The following is a 24,727-nucleotide window of genomic DNA, read 5'->3' as shown; positions in this document are numbered from 1 at the left end:
TAGGTGTCCCGACGGAGGGGGCGGACGATCGCGTCCCGCGTCGCCGGAGCGGTTTAGTCGCCTCGTGCCAACCCACAGTCGTGACTGAGCCGGGAATGAGCCGCCTCGGGACCGCCTACCTGCGCGGGCTGCAGGCGATCGGTCGGCGGCTCGACTATGGGATGAACGCCTTCGACCGCGAGTGGGACGCCCTCGTCGTCCTCGACGCCTGTCGGGCCGACCTGCTGCGCGCGGTCGCGCCGGACTTCGACTTCCTCGGCCGCGTCGAGACCGTCCGTTCGGTCGGGAGCTCCTCCTCGGAGTGGTTGGAGAACACCTTCGTGGACCACCCGGAGACCGCGCGGACAACGATGGTAACGGGAAACACGTGGACCGACCGCTACCTCGACGCCGACGCGTTCGCGGCGCTCGACGAGGTGTGGAAGTACGCGTGGGACGACGCGATCGGCACCGTGCCGGCGGCGGCGATCACCGACCGGGCCGTCGCGCTCGCCCACGAGCGCGATCCCGACCGGCTCGTCGTCCACTACATGCAGCCGCACCACCCGTTCGTCCCGGACCCGCTCGACGGCGACGACGGGCTGGCTCGGACGGGCAGCCACAGCAACGAGGGGAACCCGTGGGTGTCGCTCCGGCGCGGCGAGGTCTCCGAGGAGCGCGTCTGGGACGCCTACGAGGCGAACCTGCGACACGTCCTCGGCGAGGTAGCGACGCTCGTCGACAACGTCGACGGCCGCGTCGCGATCACGGCCGACCACGGTAACCTCTTCGGCGAGTGGGGGCTGTACGGGCACCCCATGCACACGCCGGTGCCCGCCCTCCTCGCCGTCCCGTGGGCGGAGACGGCGGGGACCGACCGCGGGACTCTCGACCCCGAGATCGAACCGCCGGAGCCGCTGCCGGTGAGCCGGGTCCGCGGCGAGACGGGCGAGCGCGAGCGGCTCGAAGCGCTCGGCTACCTGTGACGACGGCGGGAGGACTCGCCGGGTCCCGCGACGGCGGCTCCCCGCCTCGCCCTACCGCCACCCTCCGGATTTAGGTGCGTCGCGCCCCTCAGATCGGTCCATGTACGCGACGACGGTCCTGACGGACTTCGTGGCCCAACACTACCTCACGGTCCCCGATCCCGGACCCGAGGGCGTGCCGCACTCCCACCACTTCGAGGTGGAACTGACCTTCCGCGGCCCGGAGCTGAACGCCCACGACTACCTCGTCGACATCGACGACGCCGAGGCGGCGCTCGCCGACCTCGCCGACCGCTACCGCGACGAGCTGCTCAACGATCTCCCCGAGTTCGAGGGGGACAACCCAAGCGTCGAGCGCTTCGCCCGCGTCATCTTCGAGCGCGTGACCGACGCGGTGACCGACGAGACCGTGGCCGAACTGGCCGTGACGGTCTGGGAGGACGACGCGGCCGCCGCGACCTACGACGCGCCGGTATGAGGGTCGGTCTCGCGCTGTACGGGAGCCTCGACGAGCAGTCCGGGGGGTTCCGTTACGACCGGAAGCTGGTCGAGGGGCTCCGCCGAGCGGGCGACACCGTGGAGGTCGTCGAACTTCCGTGGCGGGCGTATCCGCGTGGACTGCTCGACAACGCGCTCCCGAGGTTCCGGGACCGCCTCCGCGTCGACGTCGACGTGATGTTACAGGACGAGCTCGCGCACCCCTCGCTGCTCCTCGCCAACCGCGACCTCCCGTATCCGGTCGTCAGTATCGTTCACCACCTGCGCGCGAGCGAGCCGCGCCGCCTCTCGCCGCTGTACCGCGCCGTCGAACGCCGGTACCTCGCGGCCGTCGACGGCGTCGTCTGCAACAGCGCGGCGACCCGCGACGCCGTCGCCGCCCTCGGCGTCGACCCCGAGGCCACCGTCGTCGCGCCGCCCGCCGGCGACCGGTTCGACCCCGCGATCGACGACGCCGAAATCGCGGCGCGGGCCGCGTCGCGCGGCGGCGACGAGCGTGACGGCGACGAGCGTGGCGGCGACGCCGCCCCCCTCCGAGTCGCGTTCGTGGGGAACCTCGCGCCGCGGAAGGGGCTGGACACGCTCGTCGAGGGGATGGCCCGCGCCGACGCCCGCGTCGACCTCACGGTCGTCGGTCGACCGGTCGACGAGGCCCACGTCGCCGGCGTCCGGCGGCTGGTCCGGGAGCGCGGGCTCGGCGACCGCGTCCGCTTCGCCGGCCGGCTGTCGGACGACGCGCTGGCCGACGCCCTCCGCGAGAGCCACGTCCTCGCCGTCCCCTCGCGGTACGAGGGCTTCGGGATCGTCTACTTGGAGGGGATGAGCTTCGGCCTCCCGGCGATCGCCTCGCGGGCCGGCGGCGCGAGCGAGACGGTCACAGACGGGGAGACGGGCGTCCTCGTCGACCCGGACGACCCCGACGCCGTCGCCCGCGCGCTCGACGAGTTCGCGGCCGATCCCGACCGGCTCGCGGAGATGAGTCGCGCGGCCAGGCGACGGTACGAGCGTCACCCGAGCTGGGCGGAGTCGACGGCCCTCGTCAGGCGGCTGCTTGCCGAGGTCGTCGCCGATACCGGCTCCGAGGCGGGGGTGGTGGCGTGACGGGCGACGACGAGACCGCCGCCTTCCGGCGCTACCTCCGCGCGAAGCGCACCGTCGACGACCGGGCGCTCGACCGGCGGCTCGTCGGGATCCTCCGCGAGCGGCTCGCCGACCGCGCCGCGGCGACCGAGGGACCGCTCCGCGTGCTGGAGGTCGGGGCCGGCATCGGGACGATGGTCGCCCGCCTGATCGACTGGGAGGTGCTCCCGCCCGGCGAGACCCGGTACGTCGCCGTCGACCGCGACGCGGGGACGCTCGCCGGACTCGACCCGTTCCTCCGGGAGTGGGCCGCGGGCCGGGACGAGCCGGTCTCCGTCGCCGAGGCGGCCGACGGAGGCGAGACCGACGCGGTCGTCGTCGAGACGAACTCGCGCGTGGTTCAGGTCGAGTCGGTCGCCGCCGACGCGGTCGCGTACGCGGCGGAGCGACCGGGCGAGTTCGACGCCCTAATCGGGATGGCGCTGCTCGACGTGCTCGATCTGACCGGACTCGAGACCCTGCTCGACGCGCTCGCGCCCGGCGGGACGTACTACTTCCCGATCACGTTCGACGGGGGGACGCGATTTCGCCCGTTCCACCCGGCCGACCGGGCGATCGAGCGCCGCTACCACGCGCACATGGACGCCAAGCCCGGCGGAAGCAGCCGCGCCGGCGGCGACGCTCTCGCGCGGCTCCGAGGAATCGAGGGCGCCTCGCTCCTCGGCGCCGCCGGCTCGGACTGGGTGGTCCGGCCGGTCGAGGGCGCGGATCGGCAGACCGCTCCCGAGTCGCCCTACCCCGGCGACGAGGCGTTCTTCCTCCGGTACATCCTCGACACCGTGGAGGAGGCGATCGGCGAGGTGATCGAGGGGACGGTGGAGGGGCCGTCGGCGAGGACGCTGTCGGAGGACGACGAGGACCCGGCCGCCGAACTCGACGCGTGGCTCGCCCGCCGCCGGCGGCAGGTCGACGCCGGAGAGCTCGTCTACCTCACCCACCAGCTCGACCTGCTCGGGCGGGTCGGTCCGGAGGAATAACTCGCTTCGGCGACCGGCTCAGGCCGCTTCGATCGAGTCGAGCAGGCGGCACTTCCGGCAGACGTCGCGGCTCGTCTTCGATCCGCAGCGCTCGCACTCGCCGAGGTCGGGCGAGTCGTCGGCGGCGTCACCCCCCTCGCGATACGTCTCGGCGGCGAGCGCGGAGAGCTCCTCGTACCCGGCCATGATCGAGTGGCGGGCGCCGGGGTGGTTCTCCTCTAACTCGTGGATCGTCGACTGGATCTCGCCACGGTACGCCTCCGAGGAGTGCGGGCACTCCGCCATGTGAGTCGGGAGGTCGCGGACGTGACAGTACAGGGCGATCTCCTTTTCGGGCACGTCCCGGAGGGGCTTGGCGCGCGGGACGAATTCGTCGGTCCCCTCGCGCTCGTCGAAGGGGCCGAGCGAGGCGTCGAAGTGTTTCGCCACCTGTCGCACGTCGCCCTCGAGGAAGTTCATCATCGCCGTCTGGGCCTCGTCGTCGAGGTTGTGGCCGGTGAGCAGCTTGTCGGCGTCGAACTCGGCGGCGTACGTCTCCAAGAGGTCCCGCCGGAACACGCCGCAGTACGCGCAGGCGGCCATGTTCTCGGGGTCGCTCTCGACCACGTCGTCCATCTGCACGTCGAACTCCTCCTCGTAGGAGACGACCTCGTGGCGGAGCGAGAGGTTCTCGGCGAGTTCGACGCAGGCGTCGAGGCTCTCGTCGCGGTATCCCTCGATCCCCTCGTGGATCGTCAACGCGAGCATCTCGACGCGGGGGTCCTTCCCGAACACGTCGTCCAAAATCTGGGTCAGCGCGACGCTGTCTTTCCCGCCCGAGAGGCCGATCACCCAGCGGTCGGGGTCGTCCGGCGTCGCCTCCGGATCGAGCAGGGTGTCCTCGCGGACGCGGCGTTTCACGCGCTTCTCGACCGACCGGCGGAGGTGGTCGCCACAGAGGTGCGCCCCGGAGTAGGCGGCGTGGTGGATCGCGTCGTCGCCGCACCTGTCACACTCCATCGGTGTCGGGTTGCGGTCGCGCGCGGATACCCGTTTCGGGCCGAGACGTGAACGCGTCTCCGTGACCGACCCGTCCGCATCGAGCGCGGACTCCGCGGTGAAGAGCTCCACAGCCTCGGTCGCCCCGCACCGCAACCGCCCCGCAACCGCCCCGAACCTCACGCCTCCCCAACCTCGCCGCTCGCGCTTAAAAGCGCTCGCGGCGTCCAGCGAGGGACCGAAGGTCCCTCTGGCAGCCGGCGCTACGCGCCGGCGACCTCGCACGGGCTCCTCGTGGCCGCCGAGGGCGGCCACTCGGAGGCGTGCGCCACCGCACCGTATTTATAAGGGTCGCTATCGGTCGATCCCGCCCGCGCCGTCGACGACGCTCTCGACGTCGCCGGGCGTGATCACCGCGAGGTCGCCGTCGACGGTGCGCTTCAGGGCGGCGGCCGCGGCGGCCCACTCCAGCGCGTCGGCCACGTCGCCCCCGTCCGTTCGCTTCGCGAGGTAGCCGGCGACGAACGCGTCGCCGGTGCCGATCGCGTCGTAGGTGTCGGCCTCGAAGACGCCCTGCTCGTACACCTCGCCGTTCCGGAGCGCGACCGCGCCCTCCGTGCCGCGGGTGACGACCACCGTCTCGAAGTCGAACGCCGACGCGAGCCCGTGAGCGATCTCGACCGCGTCGCCCTCGCGGCCCAGCACCTCGCGGGCGTCCCGCCGGGGGACGAACAGCGTGTCGACGTGCTCGAAGAGCTCCTCGTAGGCGGCGCGGGCGGTCTCGGGGTCCCAGAGCTTCGCCCGGTAGTTGAGGTCGAACGAGCGCGTCGTGCCGGCCTCGCCCGCGGTGCGAAGCAGCGCCGTCGTCGTCTCCGCGGCCCGCTCCGAGAGCGCGGGCGTGATCCCGGTCGTGTGGAAGCGCTCGGCCGACTCCAGCGCCCCGGTCGGCAGCTCCGCGGGCGTGACCGTCGTGATCGCGGCGTCGGCGCGGTCGTAGATCACGTTCGTCCCGCGCGGCTCGCCGCCGTGTTCGAGGTAGTACGTGCCGAGTCGGCTCGTCTCGGGGTCGGCCCACGACACGCCCGTCCGGACGCCGTGGCTTCGGAGCTCGCCGATGATCCGGCGGCCGAGCGGCGACTCCGGGAGCTTCGAGAGCCAGACGGCGTCGGCGCCGAGCCGGGCGGCGCCGACCGCGACGTTGCTCTCCGCGCCGCCCGCCTGCACGCCCAGATTCTCGGTGGTCTCCAGCCGCTCGCCGCGCGGCGGCGAGAGCCGGAGCATCGTCTCGCCGAACGTCACCAGATCCGTCACGCCGACCACCTCCTCGTGGCGGCCGCCGCGGTCGCCGCGGTCGCCGTAGCTGCCGCGGTCGCCGCAGCCGCCGCGGTCCCTGCGGCGGCCGGGGTCGCGGCGGTCACTGCGGTCACTGCGGTCGCTTCGGTGTGCATACCGAAGCGTCGGCGAGGGAGTACAAAAGAACTCGCGATCGGCGGCGGGGCGAGGGAACCGCGCGAACCGCGAGATTCGACGCTCACCGCACCGCCGACGCCAGCGCCACCGCCCCGAACAGGAGGAGTGCGAGCGCGGCGACCGGCTGGTTCCCGGCGGCGGCCAGATAGGTCCCGTAGACGACCGCGACCGAGAGCCCGCCCGCGAGCAGGTTCGTCCCGGCGTGGACCGCGACGTTCCGGCGAGTCCGCCCGTCTCGCCCGACCTGCTCGCCGAGGGAGATCCCGTGGTCCGCGAGGTCCCACGCGAGCGCGAGCGCGACGCCGGCCGCGAGCAGGGGTTCGACCGCCCCACCGAGGTATCCCGCGACCGCGATCCCGACGACGCCGACCCCCGCGGCCCACGAGAGGATCCGAGCGGACCGCCGGAGCGACCCGGCGAGGAAGCCGACCGTTGCGAGCCCCACGAGCGCCCCGCCGAGGGGGGCGGCGAGGAACGCGGACAGCGCCGCGACCGCACCGGCGACGAGGCTCGCGGCGACCGCGACGGTCGGCGGGCGAGCGTCGCGCTCGCGGTCGTCCGTATCACCGGGGTCCGCGTCGCCGTCCGCCGTCCCGCGCCGGCTCACCGCGACCACCTCCCGGTGGCCCGCGCGACCGCGACGGGGAACGACCGGTCGCCCCACTCGACGGCGCGGATCCCCGCCCCGCGCAGCTCTCGGAGCCGTTCGCGGCGCTCGAACGAAACCAACCTCGTCCCGGGCGTGTCGCCGGCGGTCACGTCGGGCGAGCAGACGGTGACGAGGTGACCGTGGGCGTCGATTCGGCGCGCGAGCGAGACCGCGTAGTCGTCGAGCAGCGGGGTGAAGAAGAGCACCTGCGCGTCGGCCGGGAGCCGTCGGCGGAACCGCCGGAGCCACAGCGACCCGTAGAACCGCCCCTCGCTCGGCGTCGGCGCCAGCGCGGGGTCGGTCGCCAGCGTCTCGCGCCCGCGGGCCGCGTGCGCCGTGCCGGCCCCCGGAGAGAGCCAGCAGTCACGCGGGCCGACCGCCGCGATGCCGACCCGGTCCCCGCCGTCGAGCAGCGCGGTGAACGCCTGCCCGGCGGCCTCGACGCTCGCCTCGACGGCGGTGTCGGCGTCGGGCTCGGACGCGGCGTACGCCGACTCCCGTGCGTCGATCAGGAGGACGACGGTCGCGGCGCGCTCCTCCCGGAGTTCGAGCGTCGCCAGCTCCCCCGTCCGCGCCCGCCGGTTCCAGTCAATGCGCTTGACGGGGTCGCCGCGGCGGTACTCGCGGGTGGCGTGGAACTCGACGCCAGCGCCCCCGACGTCGGTCGGAACGCGGCCGTGGTCGATCGTTGTCAACCCCCGCAGCGGGAGGTCGCCGCCCGCCGAGAGCTCCGGGGTGCAGACGATCCGGGTCGGCGTCGCGAGCTCGGTCGCGCGCTCCCGAGAGCCGGCCGCGGTCCGCGTGATCCCGCGGGTCGGCTCCCACTCGTGTTCCCCGCGGCTCGCCCGGACGGTGTACTCGAAGGTCGCCGTCGCGCCCGGTCGGAGCGCGGTCGCGATCCGCGCCGGGCCGTCGACGACCTCCAGCCCGGACGGCACCCCGTCGACGAGCCGGAGGTCCGGCAGGGGGGCGTCGCCGACGTTGCGCGCGCGAACCGCGACGGTCACCTCGTCGCCCGGCGCCGGGGCGTCGTCGCTCACAGTCCGAGACACTTCGACCGTCGCCTCGGGCGCCTCGCCGATCCGCGCGTAGACGGCGTACCCGAGGCCGACGGCGCCGGCCAGCACGAGCCCGGGCTGCCGGGTGACGACGCCGACCCCGACGAGCGCGAGGGCGACGCCGGCGATCCCGTCCCACCGAGCCGTCTCAGACCGTCTGAGTGGCGTGCGCTCGGTCGCGGGGGTCGCCTCTCGGTCTCCCGTCTCGCGGCTCGCGGCGTCGTCGCCCGGGGAGCCGGCCTCGGTGGGTCTGGCGCTCATCGGGCCGACCCCCCCGGATCGTCGCCGTCGAGCCGTTCGATCGCGCCGAGCGCGGCGCGGAGCCCGTACCCGTACCGCGACCGACCACGGATCGCGGCTCGGAGACGAACTCGGATCGGGTACGACGCGTCGTCAGCGAGGAACGCGGCCGCGGTCGGGTCGTCGGTCCACGTCCCGACCGCTACGGCCCGCTCAGCCGCGGCGGTCGAGCGGTTCCGCTCCCGGGCGACCGCCGCCACCGCGGCGGTCCGGATCCGCTCCCGGAGTTCGCGGCGCGAGGCGTATCCCCCGGGAGACCCGGCGGTCATCCGGGCGATTCGCTCGTCGAGGTCGGCCCCCGGTACGGTCGCGGGCGCCCGTCGCTCCGGTTCGCCGGGGTCGGAGATCCGTCGGTCGCGGCCGCGGCGCTCGTTCGCGTACCGGATCCCCTGCACGACGGCGAGGGCGCCGATCAGGGTGACGACGACGGCGGAGGGGTCGAGCGCGGCCGCGATTCCGCGGTTTACGACCGCGACGAACCCGACCCCGACCGCCGCGACGCCGACGACCGCGAGGGGGCGCACTACCGGTCACCCCCGGAGGTCGCCAGGTCACTCTGGTGATCCCCGTCGCCGTACCGCTCTTCGATCCGGCGCAGCGCCTCGACCGCTCGCCGCTCGCGGTCGTCGGTGGCGTCTTCGCCGCCGTACCGGACTCGCTCGAAGACCTCGGTGAGCGTCGCGACGGGCTCCTCGTCGACGCCGGCGTCGACCGCCGCGGCCGCGAACTCCGCGGGCGTCGAGGAGGCGGGCCGATCCACGTCGAGCACCGTCGTCATGTCGCGCCACGCCCGGTATACCTCGTTGTCGGCGTCGGACTCCTCGATCCGGTCGGCGGCTTCGCCGGCGGTTCGGCCGACGGCGGTGAGGTCGGGCTCTGAGTCCTCGGGGTCGTCCTCGGCGGCTCCGGCGCCCGGTGTCGCCTCGTCGTCGCCGCCGGCGAGGAGAAGGACGCCGACGCTGGCGGCGAGCGCAGCGATCACGAGGAGTACGAACAGGAGCTCCGGCGCCGAGGCAGCCCCCTCGCCCCCACCGGCGCCCGCGCCGCCGGCCGCGCCCTCGGGGACGATCCCGTCGTCGGGGCCGGCGATGCCGAACTCGAACTCGGCCTCGGTCGATGCCGACTCGCAGGCGGTCAGCGCCGCCCACAGCAGCCCGATCGGGACGCCGACCGCGCCGGCGACCGCGAGGGCGGCGAGCGGCGAGCGCGTGTCCCGGTAGGCGATCGCCGCGAGCCCGACGACGAGCCCGGAGAGCACGAGGAGCGCCGGCGGCTCGCGGAGGAACTCGTAGCACAGCGGCTGCGCGGCGAGGGACACCTCCCCACCGGGCGACGGTGAGAGGCCCGGGTCGCCCGGTCCCTCGCCGGCGCTGGGCGCGTCGCCTTGGGTCCCGCCGACTCCGCCGCCGAGGCTAACGGCCGAGTCGAGCGTGGCGGCGGCGACGCCGAGCGCGACGACCGCGAGGAGGGCGAGGGCGACCGCGAGGAGGGCGTCCCGCTTCACGTCCGTGGATACGCGGTCCCGCGGGAATAGCTTTCGGCGGGGGAAGGAGTCGATACGTCGGTTCGCCGGCCTATCCCGCCGACCCGTCGACCGCGTCGTCGAGCGGGGTGGTCGGGAACAGCGCGTCGACGTCGGGGTCCGGATCGACCAGTCGGTAGGCGGTCCCGTCGCGCTCGACGACGCCGGCGTCTGCGAGGTGGTCGAGGTGCGCGAACGCCTCGCCGGGGCCGTGGAGGACGTGGATCTCCGAGAGGTCGCCGAACAGCGCGGCCGAGACCTCCCACGCGGTCGCGGGTCCCCCGTCGGCGAGGGCGTCAAGCACTCGTCGAGTGCGGTGTCGGTGGTGGTCGAGGATGGTCGCGGCCCGCAGGCCCGGCTCGTCGATCCGCTCGCGGTGGCCGGGGTGGGCCGCATCGAAGCCGCGGGCGACGAGCCGCGCGAGGCTCTCGGCGTAGGCGGCGAGGGGTCTCTCGACCCGCACGTCCGCGCCGCCGACGTTCGGGGTGTACCGCGGGAGGAGCGCGTCGCCGGCGAATAGTTCTTGCGTCGCATCTGCGCCGGCGACCGGCTCGTGGCCGGGGACCTCGCGCGGGTCGAAGGCGAACCCAGTGAGCCCGGCGGTGTGGCCCGGCAGGTGGACCGCTTCGAGTTCGACGCCGCCGGCGTCGATCGCGTCGCCGTCACCGAACGTCGTCACGTCGGCGGGGCGCCCGCTGAGGCCGGCGCTCACGGAGTCGAAGAAGGCGGTCAGTCGCTCCCGGTCGGGCTCGGGCATCCCCCACCGATCGAACGTCTCGCGCTGGAGGTCATGGTCGGCGAACAGGGGCGCCTCGCTCCCGTCAACCAGCGACGCGTCCGCCTCGTGGACGTACACGTCGGCGTCGCCCTCGGCCTGGATCTCGCCGGCCAGCCCCGCGTGATCGGGGTGCCAGTGAGTGAGGGCGATCGCGTCCACGTCGGCGAACGCGACGCCGTGCTCGGCGAGGCCGGCCGCCAACTCCTCGCGCACGTCCGGGAGCGCGACGCCGGTGTCGACGAGCGCGGTCGTCTCGCCGTCGAGCAGGTACGCGTCGTTCTCGCCCTCGAAGACGGTGTTGCCGAGCTGGATCCGTTTCACACGGAACGGTCGTCGGGAGCCCTTTTGAGGGTTGCCACCGCGGAAAGCGGAGGGGTGAGCGCGGGGGAGGTGTCGGCCCGGGGAGCGCTCACTCGAGCACGTCGACTCCGGTGAACTCGAAGCGGGCGCCTCCCCCCGCGGCGTCGGTGACACGCACATCCCACCCGTGGGCTTCCGCGACGGTCTCGACGATTTCCAAGCCGAACCCGGTGCCGTCCTCGTTCGTGGAGTAGCCGGTCTCGAACACCCTTTCGCGGTCGTTTTCGGGGATCCCCGAACCGTCGTCAGCGACGTAGAAGCCGCCGTCGAGGTCGCCGACCGTCACCGTGACATCCTCGCTCGCGTGCTCGATCGCATTCCGCAGGAGGTTCTCGAAGAGCTGTCTGAGTCGGCTCCGGTCCGCGAGAATCGCGCGATCGGTCTCGACCCGAAGCGAGGCTCCCGCGGTCTCGACGCCGTCCCAGCACGTCTCGGCGAACTCGCCGAGGGAGACCCGCTCGGTCTCCTCGACGCCCTCGCCGTCGCGGGCGAGCGTCAGGAGGTCGTCGATGAGCGTCTCCATCCGCTCGTGGGCGTCGGCGACGGCGTCGAGGTGCTCGGAGTCGTGCTCCTCGCGAGCGAGGTCCAGTCGCCCCTGTGCGACGCTGAGGGGGTTCCGGAGGTCGTGCGAGACGATGCTCGCGAACTCCTCCAGTCGCTCGTTGTTCTCTCGGAGCGCCTCCTCGCGCCGCTTCCGCTCGCGGACGTCTCTGATGACGCCGACGCGGTCGAGTTCGGAGGCACCGTCCCCGATCTGCCCCGCCACGAGCCGGTTGAACCGCATCTCCACCGGAAACCGTTCCCCGTCCGCGGTGAGGAACTCGTACTCGACCGCGCCGGCCCCCCGCTCTCCGGCCTCGATCTCGCGGCGGACCCGCCTCGCCTTCTCCGCGGCCTCCTCGGTCACCCAGTCGTAGATGTTCGTTCCCAGCAGCTCCTCGGGGCTCACGCCCTTCATCTCGGCGTACCGCTCGTTGACGTACGCGATGGTTCCGTCGGGACGCACGGCGTAGACGGCGTCGTCGAGCGAGTCGAGGATCGTCTCGTACCGCCGTAACTCCCTGTCCCGAGGTGACTCTTCAGTCATAACTCCTCTTGGACGTTCCTTCCAGCCGTTCGGTAATAAATGGGCCGTCGTGATCGTCGATCGCTCGTCGAACAGAGCGCGATTCCCGCGCGGATCCGGACCCTTTTCGAACGCGGCTCCCGTGCGATCGGTATGGAGTACCAACCGGGCGTGTGTAACATCGGACCGGCCCAGCAGCGACGGCGGCTCCTCCTCGGAGTCGGGTCGCTGCTGCTCGCGGCGGTTACTGTTGCCGTGGTCCTCGCGATGGGCTGGCCGCGCTGGACGCTGATCGCCTCGCTGTTCCCGTTGTACGGCGCCGCGATGGGCTACTTCCAGTACCGCGAGCGGTTCTGCGTCGGATTCGCGGGAATCGGCGTCTTCGACGTCGGTGAGGGGACGCAAGAGGTGGCCAACGCGGACGCGCTCGAAGCCGACCGGCGACGCGCGGTGCGGCTGAACGCGAAGTCGCTGGCCGTCGGCGCGGTCGGATCGCTGGCGATCTACGGCGTCTCGCTCGTGGCTTTATAAGTGGTTGCTGGGCGTGTCACGACTGTCTCTAATTGATATAATTCGGTGCAGTATTACGAGTGACGGGTGATCTGGCGTCCATGCATCCCTCCAGATTGGTCGCGATCTGTTTCGTTGCGGTCAGCGTCTTGCTCTTAGCCCAGATCGGAATCGTCGGGGGACGGCCCTTCACGGCCGGTGCCGTGCTGCAGGGTATCGGTGGCGTCGTTCTGTTACTGGCCGGCCTGTACGGGGTAGTTCGATACGAAGAGAACCCCATTGTCGACGAGTACGGGCCGACCACGTATCTCCTCGTCTTCGGGCTGGTGATCTGGGCAGTCGGACTGCTGATGCAACTGGTCACCGCTTGACCGGAATTGGTACAGACAGGCGATCCGTCACCAGTTACGGAGGGTTTCGACGAAGTCAGCCGGTTACTTATAAATGACTGCCGGCGGATCGACGGCGAACGCCTCCACAGTCGCAGTCGATCGCTTATAGATGGCTTCTAGCAGATCGACGGTGACCACCTCCAAAGCCCCAGCCGCGACGACTCGCATGACTCGCTGCGCTCCTCACTCAGTCGCTCGTTTCACTCGCTCCCTCGTTGTGGTGCTTGCGTCGTTAGGCTTCGTCCTCGCGACTGCCCCTTTGAGTCCCACCCAACCGCGCAGCACCGCAGCCTCACGCCTCCCCAGCCTCGCGGTTCGCGCTTAAAAGCGCTCACCGCGTCCCTCGCACGGACTCCTCGTGGCCGCCCCTGGCGGCCACTCGGAGGCGCGCGCCACCGCACAGCACCGCGAGCGGTGGCGTCGTCGAAGTCGTATTTTATCACACGAACGTGTACATAGAAAAGCATTAGAACCGGCTCGATAACCACGTAAGTGAATGAGTCTGTCCGATTCGGACCACGAGCTCGTCGTCGCGGAGCTCGGCCGGGAGCCGACGGCGGCCGAGGCCGCGCTGTTCGAGAACCTCTGGAGCGAGCACTGCGCGTACCGCTCCTCGCGGCCCCTGCTGTCGGCGTTCGAGAGCGAGGGCGATCAGGTCGTCGTCGGCCCCGGCGACGACGCGGCGGTCCTCGCGCTGCCCGAGCCGGACGCCGCCGACGTGCCGGCGGCCAACCGCGACGCCGACGACTACGGCGACCAGTACGTCACCTTCGGCGTCGAGAGCCACAACCACCCCTCCTTCGTGGACCCGTTCGACGGGGCGGCGACGGGCGTCGGCGGCATCGTCCGCGACACGATGTCGATGGGCGCGTACCCCATCGCTCTGCTCGACTCGCTGTACTTCGGCGGCTTCGACCGCGAGCGCTCCCGATACCTCTTCGAGGGCGTCGTCGAGGGAATCTCCCACTACGGCAACTGCATCGGCGTCCCCACGGTCGGCGGGAGCGTCGCCTTTCACGACGGCTACGAGGGGAACCCCCTCGTCAACGTCGCCTGCGTCGGGCTCACCAACGAGGACCGCCTCGTGACCGCGACCGCGCAGGAACCCGGGAACAAGCTCGTCCTCGTCGGCAACGGCACCGGGCGCGACGGGCTCGGCGGTGCCTCCTTCGCCTCGGAGGACCTCGCCGAGGACGCCGAGACGGAGGACCGCCCCGCGGTGCAGGTGGGCGACCCCTACGCCGAAAAGCGGCTGATCGAGTGCAACGAGGCGCTCGTGGACGAGGATCTGATTCTGTCGGCCCGCGACCTCGGCGCGGCGGGCCTCGGTGGCGCCTCCTCCGAACTGGTCGCGAAGGGCGGGCTCGGCGCTCGGCTCGACCTCGACGCCGTCCACCAGCGCGAGCCGAAGATGAACGCGATGGAGATCCTGCTGGCCGAGAGCCAGGAGCGGATGTGCTACGAAGTCGCGCCCGAGGACGTGGCGCGCGTCGAGGCGCTCGCCGAGCGCTTCGACCTCGGCTGCTCCGTCATCGGCGAGGTGACCGACGGGAACTACGTCTGCGAGTTCGCGGGCGCCGGGGAGGGCGACTCCGACGACGCCGAGTCCGAGGTCGTCGTCGACGTGGACGCCGAGTACCTCGCCGACGGCGCCCCGATGAACGACCTCGCGAGCGAGGCCCCGACGCAGCCGGACCGCGACCTCCCGGAGCCCGAACCGGCCCTCGACGAGGCGGTCGAGGCGGTCGTCTCGGCCCCCTCGACCGCGAGCAAGCGCTGGGTGTACCGCCAGTACGACCACGAGGTCGGGGTTCGCACGGCGATGAAACCCGGGGACGACGCCGCGATCATGGCGATCCGGGAGGCGGCAGCGGGTGAAGACAGCAGCGAGGGCGTCGGCCTCGCGCTCTCCTCCGGTGCGAACCCGAACTGGACCGAGACCGCGCCCTACGAGGGCGCCCGCGCGGTCGCCCTCGAAAACGCGACCAACCTCGCCGCGAAGGGCGCGGTCCCGCTGGCCGCGGTCGACTGCCTCAACGGCGGTAACCCGGAGAAGCCCGACGTGTACGGCGGCTTCAAGGGGGTCGTCGACGGGCTCGCCGACGCCTGTGCCGACCTCGACGCCCCCGTCGTCGGCGGCAACGTCTCGCTGTACAACGACAGCGTCGAGGGACCGATCCCGCCGACGCCGACGCTGGCGCTGCTCGGGACTCGCCGCGGGTACGACGCGCCCCCCGCCGCCCTCGACGCCGACCGCGCGAGCGACTCCGAACTCCTGTTGGTCGGAGCCGGCGGCGCCGACGGCGGCGCGCTCGGCGGCTCCGAGTACCTCGCGCAGGCGGGCGGCACCGACCGGTTCCCGACGCTACCGGACGCGGAGGCCGAGGGGCTCGCGGACCGCGTCGCGTCGCTCGCGTCGGTCGCTCGCCACGAGTCGACGCTCGCGACCCACGACGTGAGCGACGGCGGGCTCGCGGTCGCGCTCGCGGAACTCGTGACCGACGAGGCAGGCGCCGACGTGAGCCTCCCGGACCGCGTCGCGGCCTTCGAGGAGACGCCCGGGCGGCTCGTCGTCCAGACGACCGACCCCGAGGCGGTCGCCGAGATCGCGGGCAAGCTGCCCGTTCTCCGGCTCGGCGACGTGACGACCGACGGGACGCTCTCGCTTGCGGCCGGCGACGACGCGGTCGCGCTCGACGCCGACGCGATCCGGGAGCTCCGGGGCGTCATCGAACGGGAACTCGCCTGAATCGTCTCGCGGACCACCGTCAGACCGGCGCAGGGGTTGCCTCCCGCGTTACCGCCGAGAGGGAGCGAGCGATACGCTTTTAGGTTTTCCTAAAATACGTAGTCCCAGTTACGGGACGCCGGGCGGTCCGGCGCCCGACATACCGATGTCTCACACGCAATCAGTCGAACGGACGCAGTCGGCCCGGGACGAGAGCGAGTCGTCCGCGGACACGAACGAATCGCCCGCCGGCGCGACCGAGCCGCCCGCCGCAGCGTCGCCGGACCCCGTCTTGTCGCTGTCGGACGTGACGAAGGAATTCGGGTCGGAGACCGCCGTTGACGGCGTCTCTCTCGACGTCAAGCCGGGAGAGCTTCTCACCTTTCTCGGGCCGTCCGGCTGCGGGAAGACGACGACGCTCCGGACCATCGCCGGGCTGGAGGAGCCGACCGAGGGGCAGATCACCCTCGGCGACGAGACCGTCTCCGGCGACGGCGCGTTCGTCCCGCCCGAGCAGCGCGACGTGGGGATCGTCTTCCAGAACTTCGCGCTGTTCCCCCACCTCACCGTCCGAGAGAACATCGCGTTCGGGCTGGACGACAGCGCGGACGCGAACGCGGCCCGCGTCGACGAGATGCTCGACCTCGTCGACCTCCCCGAACACGGCGAGAAGACGCCGGACCAGCTCTCCGGCGGGCAGAAACAGCGCGTCGCGCTCGCACGGTCGCTCGCGCCCGAACCCGACGTGCTGCTCCTCGACGAGCCGTTCTCGAACCTCGACGTGCGGCTCCGCGTCGAGATGCGCGAGGAGGTCCGTCAGATCCTGAAGGAGGCCGGCGTCACCGCCGTCTCCGTCACCCACGATCAGGAAGAAGCGCTCTCCATCTCCGATCGCGTCGCCGTGATGAACGACGGACAGATCGAGCAGGTCGGCCGCCCCGAGTCGGTGTTCGAGCGCCCCGAGTCGAAGTTCGTCGCCTCCTTCCTCGGACGGGCATCGTTCCTCGAAGGACACCTCCGCGACGGGAAGGTCGAGACCGGGATCGGTCGGTTCGACGCCGTCACGCTGGAGGGGTACGACACCGTTTACGACGGCGCGCCCGTCGACGTGCTCATTCGCCCCGACGACCTCCGGGCGAGCCCGGCGAGCCCGGAACTGGCCGACGGGACCATCGTCTCGCGGCAGTACGTCGGCCCCTCGTTCGTCTATCGGGTCGAGTTGGAGTCCGGGGAGGTCGTCCACTGCCTCCACAACCACGTCGAGGAGTTCGACCTCGACGAGCCGGTGAGCTTAGAGCTCACCGCCGCGCACCCGCTGGCCTGGTACCCGCGGTAGGCGGGTCGCTGTCGGCGGTTCTCGATGATCCGAAAAGCCGCGAGCGATGTCGTCGCTCAGAAGGTGAAGAGGAACGGGATGACGTACGCGACGAGCAGGCCGACGAGGGTGACGGCCGCGCCGATACCGACCTCGCGGCTGCCGAACGTCTGCATGGGAGAGGTCACGCGCTTGTCCGGGTCGGGCTCGTGAGAGTGGTCGTCCATGTGCTACGGTGAGTACGGGGGACACATAAGGCCATCTGAACGGCGCGGTGGATACGACGCCTGATCGCGCTGTTCCCGGCGGGTTCGTCGGGGAGGTTTATCTGCCATCGCGCGAATCGGCCCGTATGACCGGCGTCGAACTCACCGATCGGGGGCTCGTCGTCGACCGCGAGCCGAATCGACTCGACGAGCTCGCGGTCGGCTTCTCTGCGATCCTCTCCCGGCTCGACATCGACCACGTCTTCGTCGCCGGCTACGTCGCGATCCTCGCCGGTCGATCGCGGTCGACCGAGGACATCGACGTGTTCGTCGAGCGATGTTCGGCGGAGCGGATCGACGATCTCGTCGCCGAGCTGGAACGCGAGGGGTACTGGGGACCCGCGATGCCGCTCTCCGAGATGTACGGGAATCTCTCCAACGAGACGAACATCTGGATCGCGCCCGACGGCGAGATGACGCCCCACCTCGAAGTGAAGTTCCCGAGCGACGAGTTCGACGACGCGTCTCTCGCGAACGCGGTGGACGCGCACGTCGGCGGGAACACGGTCCCCATCGGGCCGCTCGAACTCCAGATCGCGTACAAGCTCTCGCTCGGCGGTCGCACCGACCTCGAAGACGCCGCGCACCTCTACACCGTCTTCGGAGAAACGCTTTCCCGCGACCGACTCGAAACATGGGTCGAACGACTCGGCGTCGAGGAGCGCTATGAGCGACTCACGAACGCCTGAGGAGGGCTCGGCCGAAGCCGACGACGGCCCCGAGCGACCGCCCCGCTACGAGCAGGTGATCCGGTGGGCCGAGTATATCAAGGAACAGCCGCCAGAGGTGTGGGGATCACAGCAGAACGCGGTCGTGAACGGCCAGATCGAGAGCGCGCAGGCGGTCGACGTGAGCGCCGAGGACAGAAAGCGAATTCGGGAGTTCGCGGACGAGACGTTGCGGGCGGAAGATGAGTGTAACGAAGAAAATAACAACGACGAATAGGCCGACACTCGAACTCAGCCGTAGAGTATCTCGTCGATGTCCGCTTCGTCGGTCGCGACCCCGGAACTGACCCGACCGCGCCGCATTCGTTCCTTTTCTTCCTCTGATAGAGGGAGCGACGATGCCATATCGGGTGACTTTCTCACGAGCCCTCATAGTCGTTACTCGAACGACTCCAGCTTCCCGACGATCTTCGTGTACACGTCCGGCGCCACGTACCAGCCGTGATCGATCATCGCGTCGACGGCGTCTCGTCCCTCTTCCGTCGACAGTCTCCCGTCCTTCACGGCGGCGAGGACGAGGTACGCGGTCCCTCGCGTCTCGATATCCTCCACTTCGGCTGCGGAGCGCCCAGCCGACTCGTCCATCACGGCGACTGCGTCGCGGGCGTCCGCGGAGGCGAGGACCGCGGCATCGGCGTCGCTCAACCCCGGATGCTCGGCGAGCCGCGTCGTTACCGGCGAGTCGTCCGTCTCAACTGCGACGACGTCGACGAGGTCGTTTTCCACCGCGCGCTCGATCCGGCGCGCGTCGTCGTACCCCTGCTCGACGCCGGTCGTCACGACCTCGCGGTGGACGGCTTCCGGGACGACTCGCGGCTCGGTCAGCGTCTCGATAACGTCGAGCCGCTCCGCCTTCGCGAGGTAGATCAGCGGCGTCGCGTCGAAGACCCAGCTCACAGCTCGTCGAGGTCGGCTTCGAGGTGGTCGCCCGAGACCCACGCGTCGTCGGCGTCCGCGACGAGGTCGGCGAACTCCCAGACGGAGCGGTCCGCGAGTTCGGCAGCCTTTATAAGAGAAACGTCGCCGTCGGCGAAGCGTTCGAGCGCGCGCTCGGTGCGCCACGCTTCGAGCCCCTCGGAGAGGAGCTTCCGGACCGCCGTGCTCCGGTCGAGGCGTTCCGATTCGAGGTACGCCTCGAGTTCGGCTTCGAGGTCCTCGGGGACGCGGGTGGAGATGGTGGGCATGGCGTTTGCTATGTGTACAATGTATTCATAGGTTTCGGCGCGATTCGTTCCTGCATTCGGCTTGATTCGTGGGCTGACTACTCTGACGTCGCGGACGGTGGCTTCGTCCGGTGTCATTTATACGACCGCGAGCGCAACACGCACGTATGTCTGACACGGGCACGAACGACGCCGACGTCGACGACCCCGAGACGACGACGATCAACGTCCGCGTCACCGAGCGCCTGAGGAGGGCTCGTCCGGTGCCGACGGTGGTCCCGGGCGACGGCCCCGCTACGAGCAGGTGATCCGGTGGGCGGAATACGTCAGGTTGGTACGCATTACGTCTCGGAGGTTGGCGGGTTCATCTCCTTCTATGAATAGCACCGAATAGTCCGTCAATTGGTGTACTCGTCTAAGTAGCCGCTAGGTTCTGTATCCGTCTGCGTCTTAGCCTGCCCGCTACTAGCTGGGATCTCGTAGTCCGTTTTATTGAAATCTGGATGGACGTATATGCCTTCTACCCCGTCAACAGCAACAGCGACAATCTCTCCCCCATTGTTCGGCCCATCGAAATCTTGCTTCAGTTTGAGGGTCTCATTTACTGACACGTCGTCGCTATATGCTTTCCCGAGACCACTATCTTTCTCATAATAAACAGACGCACCCGTAGCTTCATCTCTATTGATTACGATACCTGATTTTCCTGATTCGAATGTTATTCCAGAAATTTCCTGATTACTTTTTGCTTCACAGTTAATATCGTTGAACTTCCGTGTCTTCTCTACGGAGGACCCACCAACTTCGCCAATGAACTGAAGCTTGAACGACGCCGATCCGGATTGATTACACCTGATTGACACCGGTTCGCTTTCACCAGAACCGATCTCCAGTGAAGAACGTTTTCCGAGGTTTTGATCGGACACCGTGACTTCATCAACAATGTCGTCCGTACTCTCGACAGTCACGTCAAGTGAGAGATTTTCCGTATCCGCGAAACGGTTCGTGATCTCCACTACCTCTGTCGATTGTCCGACCGTCACAGTCCTAGTTTTAACATCGAGTCCCAGATACGCCTCGTCGTCTTCGACCACGTTTACCTCGACGCCGCGATCGGCCTCGACGCTGCTGAACGCGCCGGTGCCGACGCTCATCGCGCCGGAACTCGCGCCGCCGAGCAGCAGGATGGCGTGTCGTCGTTTCATAGATGGCAGAGATCCGCACTTCGTTCACCCGACACAACGCGATCCGACCCTAAGGTTATGCGCCCCCTGAACCCCTTTGCCTTACGTCAGTTCCGGGGGCTCTTCCGGCTCTCCGACCTTCATCTCCGCGGTGTAGTACTTGTGCGTGATCGCGGAGAACGCGAACGCGACGACGATCGCGAGCATCCACGCCATGTCGGGGAGGAGGACGAACGGCCACGCGTCGAGCCACACCGCGCCGGTGAGCGCGACGGTCACCCCGGAGAGTCCGAGGTAGTAGTCGCTCCACGGGATTTCCCTCCCCTCGACCACGTCCATGTAGAGGTCGACGTTCTGCAGCGCGGGCGTCGGCTCGACGATCCCGCGGTCCTTGTTGAAGTCGACGACGCCCGCGTCGTCCATCTTCGGCAGGTGCGACTGCTGGAGCGCGGTGTAGACGCGCTTGCGCTCGTTGCCCGTGATCTCTTTCATATCGATCCCGTTCTCCCACGCCGCGATCTGCTCGGCCATGTCGCCGATCGCGATCGAGTCGGCCTCCTCGCGCTTCAGCAGATGGACCGCGAACCGCCGGCGCTGGTTCGCCAGTACGTCGAACAGCTCGTCCTCGGAGATGTCTGTCGCCGGTTCGGTCCCTCCCCCGTCAACCTGTTGCACCGACGCCATATCTGTCAGACACATATGAAGCGGCCAACATAAATCCCGTGGTTATGATACTCAGACAAACTTTTTCTCCGTTCAAACAGTTGTTCGCGTAGATGTGTTATTCTGGGGTTTTAGTGGGTTATACCTCTGAAAAACTGTATTTACTCTGTTTGTGATCGGTGATGGTCAGTTCATTATTTGCCGGTTCTTATCAGATACGATAGCATCTCCGCAGCAACGATTGCCGCTTCAGGACGGCCCTGAACGGATCGCGAGGAGGTCTCAGGCCGGGCCTGAAGCGATCGAATCAGGGTTCAGGCGGGAGCGGAACCGATCGGTCTGTAGTTCAGTCTCGCCCGGAAGTGTTTCTGGAAATTCATAACGATATGGGATAGGCCTCATGGGTGAAGTAGAGCGACCCCGGGTGACGCGGGATGTCCCGCGTCGGCGGCCCGCGGGTCGTGTGCGGTCAACGAGGTCAACAACAATGGCAAACCGACGCAAGTTCATCGCCGGTCTGGGTGCATTGGCTACGGGTAGTGCAGCTGCAATGGGTACGGGTGCGTTCACGAGTGTGAGTGCGGATCGGCAGGTCGACGTTCAGGTTGCCGAAGACGCCAACGCGTTCCTCGGGCTCGATAACTCGAGTGACCCGAACGACGCATACTTCGATACCGGCAGCGACGAGTACGCTGTCAATTTCAATGACTCCGGAAATAGCGGGTCCGGCGTAAATCCGAACGCCAACACCGTGGCCAAAGAAGTATTCAAGATCACGAATCAGGGTACTCAGAGCGTGGAAGTGAGTCTTGAGGCTAACAATTCCGACGATCTCGAAGTTCAATCGCCCGGTAGTATATCGGCACCCGGTTCCGATGGGGTTCGTGCTGCCCTCAGTACTGCCGTCGATCAGCTGAATTCAGGGTCGAACACCGACTCCGACGGAGCAGTTCAGCTTGATCCGGGACAATCGGTTGACGTTGACTTCGCCATCAATTCAGGAACTAGTGATCTTAGTGGTAGCCTGACGATCAGCGGGGATGCGACGACCACGAACGCTGATCAATAATAAATTAAAGTCACTATGAACCGTAGGAACTTCATAATTGGTGTCGGATCGCTCGCCGCCGGGTCGGCCGCAGCGGTTGGTACTGGAGCATTCACGAGTGTAACTGCGGACCGATCGGTGAGCGTCAACGTTGCCGACGAGGACAAAGCCTATCTCGGAATTGACAAGCTTGACGGAACAGTCTACGAAAACGCGACATTTGCCCAGCAGAATACGAAAAACCAGATCTCGTTCGATATTAACGACGCCAACGGAACGCAAGACAGTAGCGACGGCGTTGGCCTTGATTCGACCTACGAGTTCGACAATGTGTTCCAGATCAAAAATCAAGGAACACAGGATGTCGAAGTCTCGATCTCAGAGCTCTCAGATAGTGACTTTGATCCGGATGCGAGCGGAGTGACCGTCCAGTTCTATCCGGGATCTAATTCAAGCAGTCCGCTCAACAGTAGTCCGGTTACAATCAACACCGGAAACTCCCAGAATATCGGAATTAAAGTCATAACCGACGATCCCAGCATTGACGACTTCAGCGCAGATGCGACGATAAGTGCCAACGACATCTAAACTGAACCACCCCATTTTTACCCACGTTGGCGTACGGCGGTTCGATTCCGCCGGTGGGCATCGCCCTTTGTAGGGCCACCTTCTGAACATGAAACGACGTACGCTGCTCATCTCGATTGGCGGTGCGGCAGGCACAGCTGGCGTGATCGGAACCGGAGCGTTCACCAGCGTTGAGGCCGATCGCGACGTCTCGGTGACGGTCGCAAACGAGAACAACGCCTATCTCGGAATCGAACCGTCGCCGTCGTCGTCCGCGAACAGCGAGTTCGCGACGCAGGATTCCAGTAATGCGGATCAGATCGCGCTGAACTTCGACAACTCGGGTAACGGCGGAAGCGGTGTCGGCCTGAGCTCGGTCTACGACTTCGACGACGTTTTCAGAATTACCAATCAGGGGACACAGACGATCTACGTCTAGGCGAATTTCGGTGGGGGCGACCTGAGCGACGACGATATCTGGTTCTACCCGGACGGAGAATCCAGTCGAAAACTGAACGACGGAACGAACAGCGTTGTGACGGTTCCCGTCGGTGAAACCGTCAAGATGGGCGTCCACATCGACACGAACGTCCTCGAATCGGATGACGGGGATCAGATGCTCACAGCAACACTTACTGCTGATGTCGATGTCCCAACCGATTCGAGCCCCTCTGATGGAGTCGGAGAAGATGCTGCTGTCGTAAGCAAAAATCCGGACGACGGCGAGTATAGTTCGATCCAAGGCGCTGTAGATGACGTAGATGGAACCACAGTATACGTTGAGCCGGGAACCTACGAGGAGAGTGTCGAGGTTGACGTTGAAGGGTTAACGCTTCGAGGAACGACTGATCCGGAATCGGGAGACGCAGCAATTGTTGTCGGCCAGAATTCTGATACAATCACCGTCCAGTCGAACGATGTGACAGTCGAGCGTCTCAATATCCAGAATCCGGAAGGTTCTCCTTCCGGTCCGGATGATAATGCCGGTGCTCTTGGCGTAAACGTGGAATCCGGAAACACAGGTGTGTCAGTGATAAGCAACGTTATCACTGAGATCGGGACAGAAAACGATGACGCGAACCCCATGGCGGTTTACGCCCAAGGGGCGACTGATCAAATTACTGTCGAGAGCAACACGATTACGGACCTAGAAGGGACCGACGAAGATCAAGGCGCACTCCAGGCGGTACACATTAATTCTCAGCGGAGTCTCGGAAGTATTGATGAGGGGATTGATGGGGCTCGTATCGCAAATAATAGCATCACGGACCTGCTTGATACGCGGTCTGCGGTCGCTGTGAGGTTCAACGGCGATGTTTCGGGTGAGATTGTAGGGAACACGATCAGTGACCTCAATACGGAAGGAGATATCCCTGGAACGAACGACCCTGGCGGCTTCACGCAGGTACTCGCCCTGTCGGAAGGCGGTAACAGTACGACGGGACCGACCGACGTGACGATCGAGAATAACGATATCTCGAATGTCGAAACGACGACATCTGGTAACTTCGCACCACCAACGCATCTTATCGTCACTGAAAGCGCGTCTAATGTGTCTGTCACTGGGAACAGTTTCAGCGCGGACAGTCCGGATGTGGAAGTGTTCGTCCAAGATGCGAGTGAGACCCTTGATCTAACGTCGGTTGATCAAAATAACACGTTCACACCCTCTGTTCAGAAGTCTGGTCGCGCCCTCTATCCCGGTGATATCACCCTGGTTACTGGGGGTGGTGACGCGCTACAGACTGCTATCGACGACGCGAGCGATGGCGATACGTTAGCCGTCGACGGATCGACATACAATGCTGTGTCGGTCGACAAATCGCTCGACATTCAGTCGATATTCGCGCGACCGACTATTGACGCAACAGCAGATCGTATAGAGGTTTCCGCCAGTGATGTACTGCTTAGCGGGTTCGATATTGACCTGTCCAACGGGGAAGTGGTCTATGTGAACCCCGGCGAAGGACTGGTGTTCAGAAATAATACGGTTGAACTCTCCAGGTCGAGCCCGCACGGGATCCGAATTGATGACGCCGGGACGGCAGAAACAGTTGTCAGTAACAACGAGTTCACCCTGTCTTCCTCAGAGAGAGATGACCCCCAGGCGATCCTGTTTAGTGATGGTTCGAACTACACAGTCACGAACAATATCCTAGACGGGGGAACAAAGGGTCAGGCGATCCTAGTCAGTACCCAAGGTTCCGAAACAAAGGAGTTCGATATTGAGAGGCTGTGTTGAATCGCTGTAAGGCGTAGAGATTCACTGTTTGACGAAGCGCTTGATGTTATAGACGACACACATCAGCGCGATTTCGCGGAACTCACGAAACCATGACCGCGCTCGCACGGCGAAGCCGCGCGAGCGCTTTCCTAGCCCACTTCAAGACCATACTACATTA

The 24,727-nt window shown here is 67.5% G+C and carries 29 protein-coding genes and 1 pseudogene; 15 read left to right on the top strand and 15 right to left on the bottom strand.

Going from position 1 to position 24,727, the window contains the following annotated elements; all coding sequences use genetic code 11:
• Positions 1 to 95 precede the first annotated feature (95 nt).
• From ACP96_RS07865 to ACP96_RS07850, 4 genes are all read left to right on the top strand, one after another.
• On the top strand, positions 96 to 965 hold the full coding sequence (locus tag ACP96_RS07865) for a hypothetical protein (protein ID WP_050033084.1): 870 nt from the start codon (positions 96 to 98) through the stop codon (positions 963 to 965).
• Between the two features lie 100 nt (positions 966 to 1,065).
• The gene (locus tag ACP96_RS07860) at positions 1,066 to 1,443 is read left to right on the top strand and encodes a 6-pyruvoyl trahydropterin synthase family protein (protein WP_050032911.1); all 378 of its coding nucleotides are present in this window, start codon (positions 1,066 to 1,068) and stop codon (positions 1,441 to 1,443) included.
• Positions 1,440 to 2,564, top strand: a complete 1,125-nt coding sequence (locus ACP96_RS07855) for a glycosyltransferase family 4 protein (RefSeq protein ID WP_050032910.1) — start codon at positions 1,440 to 1,442, stop codon at positions 2,562 to 2,564. Before ACP96_RS07860 ends, ACP96_RS07855 begins: the two co-directional genes overlap by 4 nt.
• On the top strand, positions 2,561 to 3,580 hold the full coding sequence (locus ACP96_RS07850) for a hypothetical protein (RefSeq protein WP_050032909.1): 1,020 nt from the start codon (positions 2,561 to 2,563) through the stop codon (positions 3,578 to 3,580). The genes ACP96_RS07855 and ACP96_RS07850 overlap by 4 nt, the downstream gene beginning before the upstream one ends.
• 18 nt (positions 3,581 to 3,598) lie before the next feature.
• Here ACP96_RS07850 and ncsA read toward each other — a convergent pair whose 3' ends face one another.
• The 9 genes from ncsA to ACP96_RS07810 form a co-directional block, all read right to left on the bottom strand.
• The gene (gene ncsA / locus ACP96_RS07845) at positions 3,599 to 4,579 is read right to left on the bottom strand and encodes a tRNA 2-thiolation protein NcsA (protein ID WP_050033083.1); all 981 of its coding nucleotides are present in this window, start codon (positions 4,577 to 4,579) and stop codon (positions 3,599 to 3,601) included.
• 333 nt (positions 4,580 to 4,912) lie between these two features.
• Positions 4,913 to 5,878 (bottom strand): bifunctional 2-dehydro-3-deoxygluconokinase/2-dehydro-3-deoxygalactonokinase, encoded by a 966-nt coding sequence (gene kdgK1, locus ACP96_RS07840; RefSeq protein WP_202593925.1) that lies wholly within the window; start codon positions 5,876 to 5,878, stop codon positions 4,913 to 4,915.
• On the bottom strand, positions 5,866 to 6,006 hold the full coding sequence (locus tag ACP96_RS18590) for a hypothetical protein (RefSeq protein WP_154020434.1): 141 nt from the start codon (positions 6,004 to 6,006) through the stop codon (positions 5,866 to 5,868). The genes kdgK1 and ACP96_RS18590 overlap by 13 nt, the downstream gene beginning before the upstream one ends.
• Positions 6,007 to 6,089: 83 nt before the next feature.
• On the bottom strand, positions 6,090 to 6,692 hold the full coding sequence (locus ACP96_RS07835) for a DUF7519 family protein (protein WP_050032908.1): 603 nt from the start codon (positions 6,690 to 6,692) through the stop codon (positions 6,090 to 6,092).
• Entirely contained in the window at positions 6,632 to 7,996 is a 1,365-nt protein-coding gene (locus ACP96_RS07830) for a DUF58 domain-containing protein (RefSeq protein WP_050032907.1), read from the bottom strand. Before ACP96_RS07830 ends, ACP96_RS07835 begins: the two co-directional genes overlap by 61 nt.
• Positions 7,993 to 8,559, bottom strand: a complete 567-nt coding sequence (locus ACP96_RS07825; RefSeq protein WP_050032906.1) for a DUF7269 family protein — start codon at positions 8,557 to 8,559, stop codon at positions 7,993 to 7,995. Before ACP96_RS07825 ends, ACP96_RS07830 begins: the two co-directional genes overlap by 4 nt.
• Entirely contained in the window at positions 8,559 to 9,539 is a 981-nt protein-coding gene (locus tag ACP96_RS07820; protein WP_050032905.1) for a DUF4129 domain-containing protein, read from the bottom strand. Before ACP96_RS07820 ends, ACP96_RS07825 begins: the two co-directional genes overlap by 1 nt.
• Before the next feature lie 70 nt (positions 9,540 to 9,609).
• Complete coding sequence (locus ACP96_RS07815; RefSeq protein WP_050032904.1) at positions 9,610 to 10,656, bottom strand: MBL fold metallo-hydrolase; 1,047 nt, start codon at positions 10,654 to 10,656, stop codon at positions 9,610 to 9,612.
• 88 nt (positions 10,657 to 10,744) lie between these two features.
• Positions 10,745 to 11,782: a two-component system sensor histidine kinase NtrB gene (locus ACP96_RS07810; RefSeq protein ID WP_050032903.1), complete on the bottom strand. Its 1,038-nt coding sequence runs from the start codon at positions 11,780 to 11,782 to the stop codon at positions 10,745 to 10,747.
• A gap of 132 nt (positions 11,783 to 11,914) precedes the next feature.
• Between ACP96_RS07810 and ACP96_RS07805 the strand changes: the two genes are divergently transcribed.
• The 4 genes from ACP96_RS07805 (at position 11,915) to ACP96_RS07790 (ending at position 16,727) form a co-directional block, all read left to right on the top strand.
• Complete coding sequence (locus tag ACP96_RS07805; protein ID WP_050025658.1) at positions 11,915 to 12,292, top strand: hypothetical protein; 378 nt, start codon at positions 11,915 to 11,917, stop codon at positions 12,290 to 12,292.
• Positions 12,293 to 12,372: 80 nt separating this feature from the next.
• Positions 12,373 to 12,642 (top strand): hypothetical protein, encoded by a 270-nt coding sequence (locus tag ACP96_RS07800; protein ID WP_050033081.1) that lies wholly within the window; start codon positions 12,373 to 12,375, stop codon positions 12,640 to 12,642.
• A 517-nt stretch (positions 12,643 to 13,159) separates the two neighbouring features.
• Complete coding sequence (gene purL, locus ACP96_RS07795) at positions 13,160 to 15,412, top strand: phosphoribosylformylglycinamidine synthase subunit PurL (RefSeq protein WP_050032902.1); 2,253 nt, start codon at positions 13,160 to 13,162, stop codon at positions 15,410 to 15,412.
• 145 nt (positions 15,413 to 15,557) lie between these two features.
• Entirely contained in the window at positions 15,558 to 16,727 is a 1,170-nt protein-coding gene (locus tag ACP96_RS07790) for an ABC transporter ATP-binding protein (protein WP_050025645.1), read from the top strand.
• Between the two features lie 56 nt (positions 16,728 to 16,783).
• On the opposite strand, the gene ACP96_RS19165 is transcribed toward ACP96_RS07790, so the two are convergent.
• A complete protein-coding gene (locus tag ACP96_RS19165) occupies positions 16,784 to 16,933 on the bottom strand; it encodes a DUF7550 family protein (RefSeq protein ID WP_164471058.1) in 150 nt (49 codons plus the stop codon).
• A gap of 125 nt (positions 16,934 to 17,058) precedes the next feature.
• Between ACP96_RS19165 and ACP96_RS07785 the strand changes: the two genes are divergently transcribed.
• Together ACP96_RS07785 and ACP96_RS07780 are read left to right on the top strand one after the other, a co-directional pair.
• Positions 17,059 to 17,661: a hypothetical protein gene (locus ACP96_RS07785; protein ID WP_050025643.1), complete on the top strand. Its 603-nt coding sequence runs from the start codon at positions 17,059 to 17,061 to the stop codon at positions 17,659 to 17,661.
• Complete coding sequence (locus ACP96_RS07780; protein ID WP_050032901.1) at positions 17,639 to 17,917, top strand: hypothetical protein; 279 nt, start codon at positions 17,639 to 17,641, stop codon at positions 17,915 to 17,917. Before ACP96_RS07785 ends, ACP96_RS07780 begins: the two co-directional genes overlap by 23 nt.
• 161 nt (positions 17,918 to 18,078) lie before the next feature.
• Here ACP96_RS07780 and ACP96_RS07775 read toward each other — a convergent pair whose 3' ends face one another.
• Together ACP96_RS07775 and ACP96_RS07770 are read right to left on the bottom strand one after the other, a co-directional pair.
• Positions 18,079 to 18,597, bottom strand: a complete 519-nt coding sequence (locus ACP96_RS07775; RefSeq protein WP_050032900.1) for a DUF3368 domain-containing protein — start codon at positions 18,595 to 18,597, stop codon at positions 18,079 to 18,081.
• On the bottom strand, positions 18,594 to 18,884 hold the full coding sequence (locus ACP96_RS07770) for a hypothetical protein (protein WP_050032899.1): 291 nt from the start codon (positions 18,882 to 18,884) through the stop codon (positions 18,594 to 18,596). Before ACP96_RS07770 ends, ACP96_RS07775 begins: the two co-directional genes overlap by 4 nt.
• Before the next feature lie 146 nt (positions 18,885 to 19,030).
• Between ACP96_RS07770 and ACP96_RS19490 the strand changes: the two genes are divergently transcribed.
• Positions 19,031 to 19,171 carry a hypothetical protein gene (locus ACP96_RS19490; RefSeq protein ID WP_237561627.1) on the top strand — a complete coding sequence of 47 codons (141 nt, stop codon included), beginning with the start codon at positions 19,031 to 19,033 and terminating at the stop codon, positions 19,169 to 19,171.
• 90 nt (positions 19,172 to 19,261) lie between these two features.
• Here the strand turns inward: ACP96_RS19490 and ACP96_RS07765 are convergent, their stop codons facing one another.
• Positions 19,262 to 20,017, bottom strand: a complete 756-nt coding sequence (locus ACP96_RS07765) for a hypothetical protein (RefSeq protein WP_154020433.1) — start codon at positions 20,015 to 20,017, stop codon at positions 19,262 to 19,264.
• A 132-nt stretch (positions 20,018 to 20,149) separates the two neighbouring features.
• Positions 20,150 to 20,731 (bottom strand): DUF7344 domain-containing protein, encoded by a 582-nt coding sequence (locus tag ACP96_RS07760; RefSeq protein ID WP_050032897.1) that lies wholly within the window; start codon positions 20,729 to 20,731, stop codon positions 20,150 to 20,152.
• Positions 20,732 to 21,197: 466 nt separating this feature from the next.
• Between ACP96_RS07760 and ACP96_RS07755 the strand changes: the two genes are divergently transcribed.
• The 4 genes from ACP96_RS07755 (at position 21,198) to ACP96_RS07740 (ending at position 24,567) form a co-directional block, all read left to right on the top strand.
• Entirely contained in the window at positions 21,198 to 21,779 is a 582-nt protein-coding gene (locus tag ACP96_RS07755) for a hypothetical protein (RefSeq protein ID WP_050032896.1), read from the top strand.
• A 15-nt stretch (positions 21,780 to 21,794) separates the two neighbouring features.
• Positions 21,795 to 22,346 (top strand): DUF1102 domain-containing protein, encoded by a 552-nt coding sequence (locus tag ACP96_RS07750; protein ID WP_050032895.1) that lies wholly within the window; start codon positions 21,795 to 21,797, stop codon positions 22,344 to 22,346.
• 88 nt (positions 22,347 to 22,434) lie between these two features.
• On the top strand, positions 22,435 to 22,764 hold the full coding sequence (locus ACP96_RS07745; protein WP_154020432.1) for a hypothetical protein: 330 nt from the start codon (positions 22,435 to 22,437) through the stop codon (positions 22,762 to 22,764).
• Positions 22,765 to 22,890: 126 nt separating this feature from the next.
• Complete coding sequence (locus tag ACP96_RS07740; protein WP_154020431.1) at positions 22,891 to 24,567, top strand: hypothetical protein; 1,677 nt, start codon at positions 22,891 to 22,893, stop codon at positions 24,565 to 24,567.
• Between the two features lie 21 nt (positions 24,568 to 24,588).
• Here ACP96_RS07740 and ACP96_RS19880 read toward each other — a convergent pair.
• A pseudogene (locus tag ACP96_RS19880) lies at positions 24,589 to 24,696 on the bottom strand (IS5/IS1182 family transposase); the annotation flags it as partial.
• Positions 24,697 to 24,727: the final 31 nt, after the last annotated feature.

Source organism: Halorubrum halophilum (assembly GCF_000739595.1).
In the GTDB taxonomy this organism is placed as follows: domain Archaea; phylum Halobacteriota; class Halobacteria; order Halobacteriales; family Haloferacaceae; genus Halorubrum; species Halorubrum halophilum.
Note: the sequence above shows the minus strand (reverse complement) of the source record. Positions and strands in the feature narration are given on the sequence as shown.

Coding starts and splice junctions, on each gene's coding strand:
- ACP96_RS07865 (WP_050033084.1), top strand. CDS start 96: ATGAGCCGCCTCGGGACCGCCTACCTGCGCGGGCTGCAGGCGATCGGT.
- ACP96_RS07860 (WP_050032911.1), top strand. CDS start 1,066: ATGTACGCGACGACGGTCCTGACGGACTTCGTGGCCCAACACTACCTC.
- ACP96_RS07855 (WP_050032910.1), top strand. CDS start 1,440: ATGAGGGTCGGTCTCGCGCTGTACGGGAGCCTCGACGAGCAGTCCGGG.
- ncsA (WP_050033083.1), bottom strand. CDS start 4,579: ATGGAGTGTGACAGGTGCGGCGACGACGCGATCCACCACGCCGCCTAC.
- ACP96_RS18590 (WP_154020434.1), bottom strand. CDS start 6,006: ATGCACACCGAAGCGACCGCAGTGACCGCAGTGACCGCCGCGACCCCG.
- ACP96_RS07830 (WP_050032907.1), bottom strand. CDS start 7,996: ATGAGCGCCAGACCCACCGAGGCCGGCTCCCCGGGCGACGACGCCGCG.
- ACP96_RS07810 (WP_050032903.1), bottom strand. CDS start 11,782: ATGACTGAAGAGTCACCTCGGGACAGGGAGTTACGGCGGTACGAGACG.
- ACP96_RS07805 (WP_050025658.1), top strand. CDS start 11,915: ATGGAGTACCAACCGGGCGTGTGTAACATCGGACCGGCCCAGCAGCGA.
- ACP96_RS07800 (WP_050033081.1), top strand. CDS start 12,373: ATGCATCCCTCCAGATTGGTCGCGATCTGTTTCGTTGCGGTCAGCGTC.
- purL (WP_050032902.1), top strand. CDS start 13,160: ATGAGTCTGTCCGATTCGGACCACGAGCTCGTCGTCGCGGAGCTCGGC.
- ACP96_RS07790 (WP_050025645.1), top strand. CDS start 15,558: ATGTCTCACACGCAATCAGTCGAACGGACGCAGTCGGCCCGGGACGAG.
- ACP96_RS19165 (WP_164471058.1), bottom strand. CDS start 16,933: ATGGACGACCACTCTCACGAGCCCGACCCGGACAAGCGCGTGACCTCT.
- ACP96_RS07785 (WP_050025643.1), top strand. CDS start 17,059: ATGACCGGCGTCGAACTCACCGATCGGGGGCTCGTCGTCGACCGCGAG.
- ACP96_RS07780 (WP_050032901.1), top strand. CDS start 17,639: ATGAGCGACTCACGAACGCCTGAGGAGGGCTCGGCCGAAGCCGACGAC.
- ACP96_RS07770 (WP_050032899.1), bottom strand. CDS start 18,884: ATGCCCACCATCTCCACCCGCGTCCCCGAGGACCTCGAAGCCGAACTC.
- ACP96_RS19490 (WP_237561627.1), top strand. CDS start 19,031: ATGTCTGACACGGGCACGAACGACGCCGACGTCGACGACCCCGAGACG.
- ACP96_RS07765 (WP_154020433.1), bottom strand. CDS start 20,017: ATGAGCGTCGGCACCGGCGCGTTCAGCAGCGTCGAGGCCGATCGCGGC.
- ACP96_RS07760 (WP_050032897.1), bottom strand. CDS start 20,731: ATGGCGTCGGTGCAACAGGTTGACGGGGGAGGGACCGAACCGGCGACA.
- ACP96_RS07755 (WP_050032896.1), top strand. CDS start 21,198: ATGGCAAACCGACGCAAGTTCATCGCCGGTCTGGGTGCATTGGCTACG.
- ACP96_RS07750 (WP_050032895.1), top strand. CDS start 21,795: ATGAACCGTAGGAACTTCATAATTGGTGTCGGATCGCTCGCCGCCGGG.
- ACP96_RS07745 (WP_154020432.1), top strand. CDS start 22,435: ATGAAACGACGTACGCTGCTCATCTCGATTGGCGGTGCGGCAGGCACA.
- ACP96_RS07740 (WP_154020431.1), top strand. CDS start 22,891: ATGGGCGTCCACATCGACACGAACGTCCTCGAATCGGATGACGGGGAT.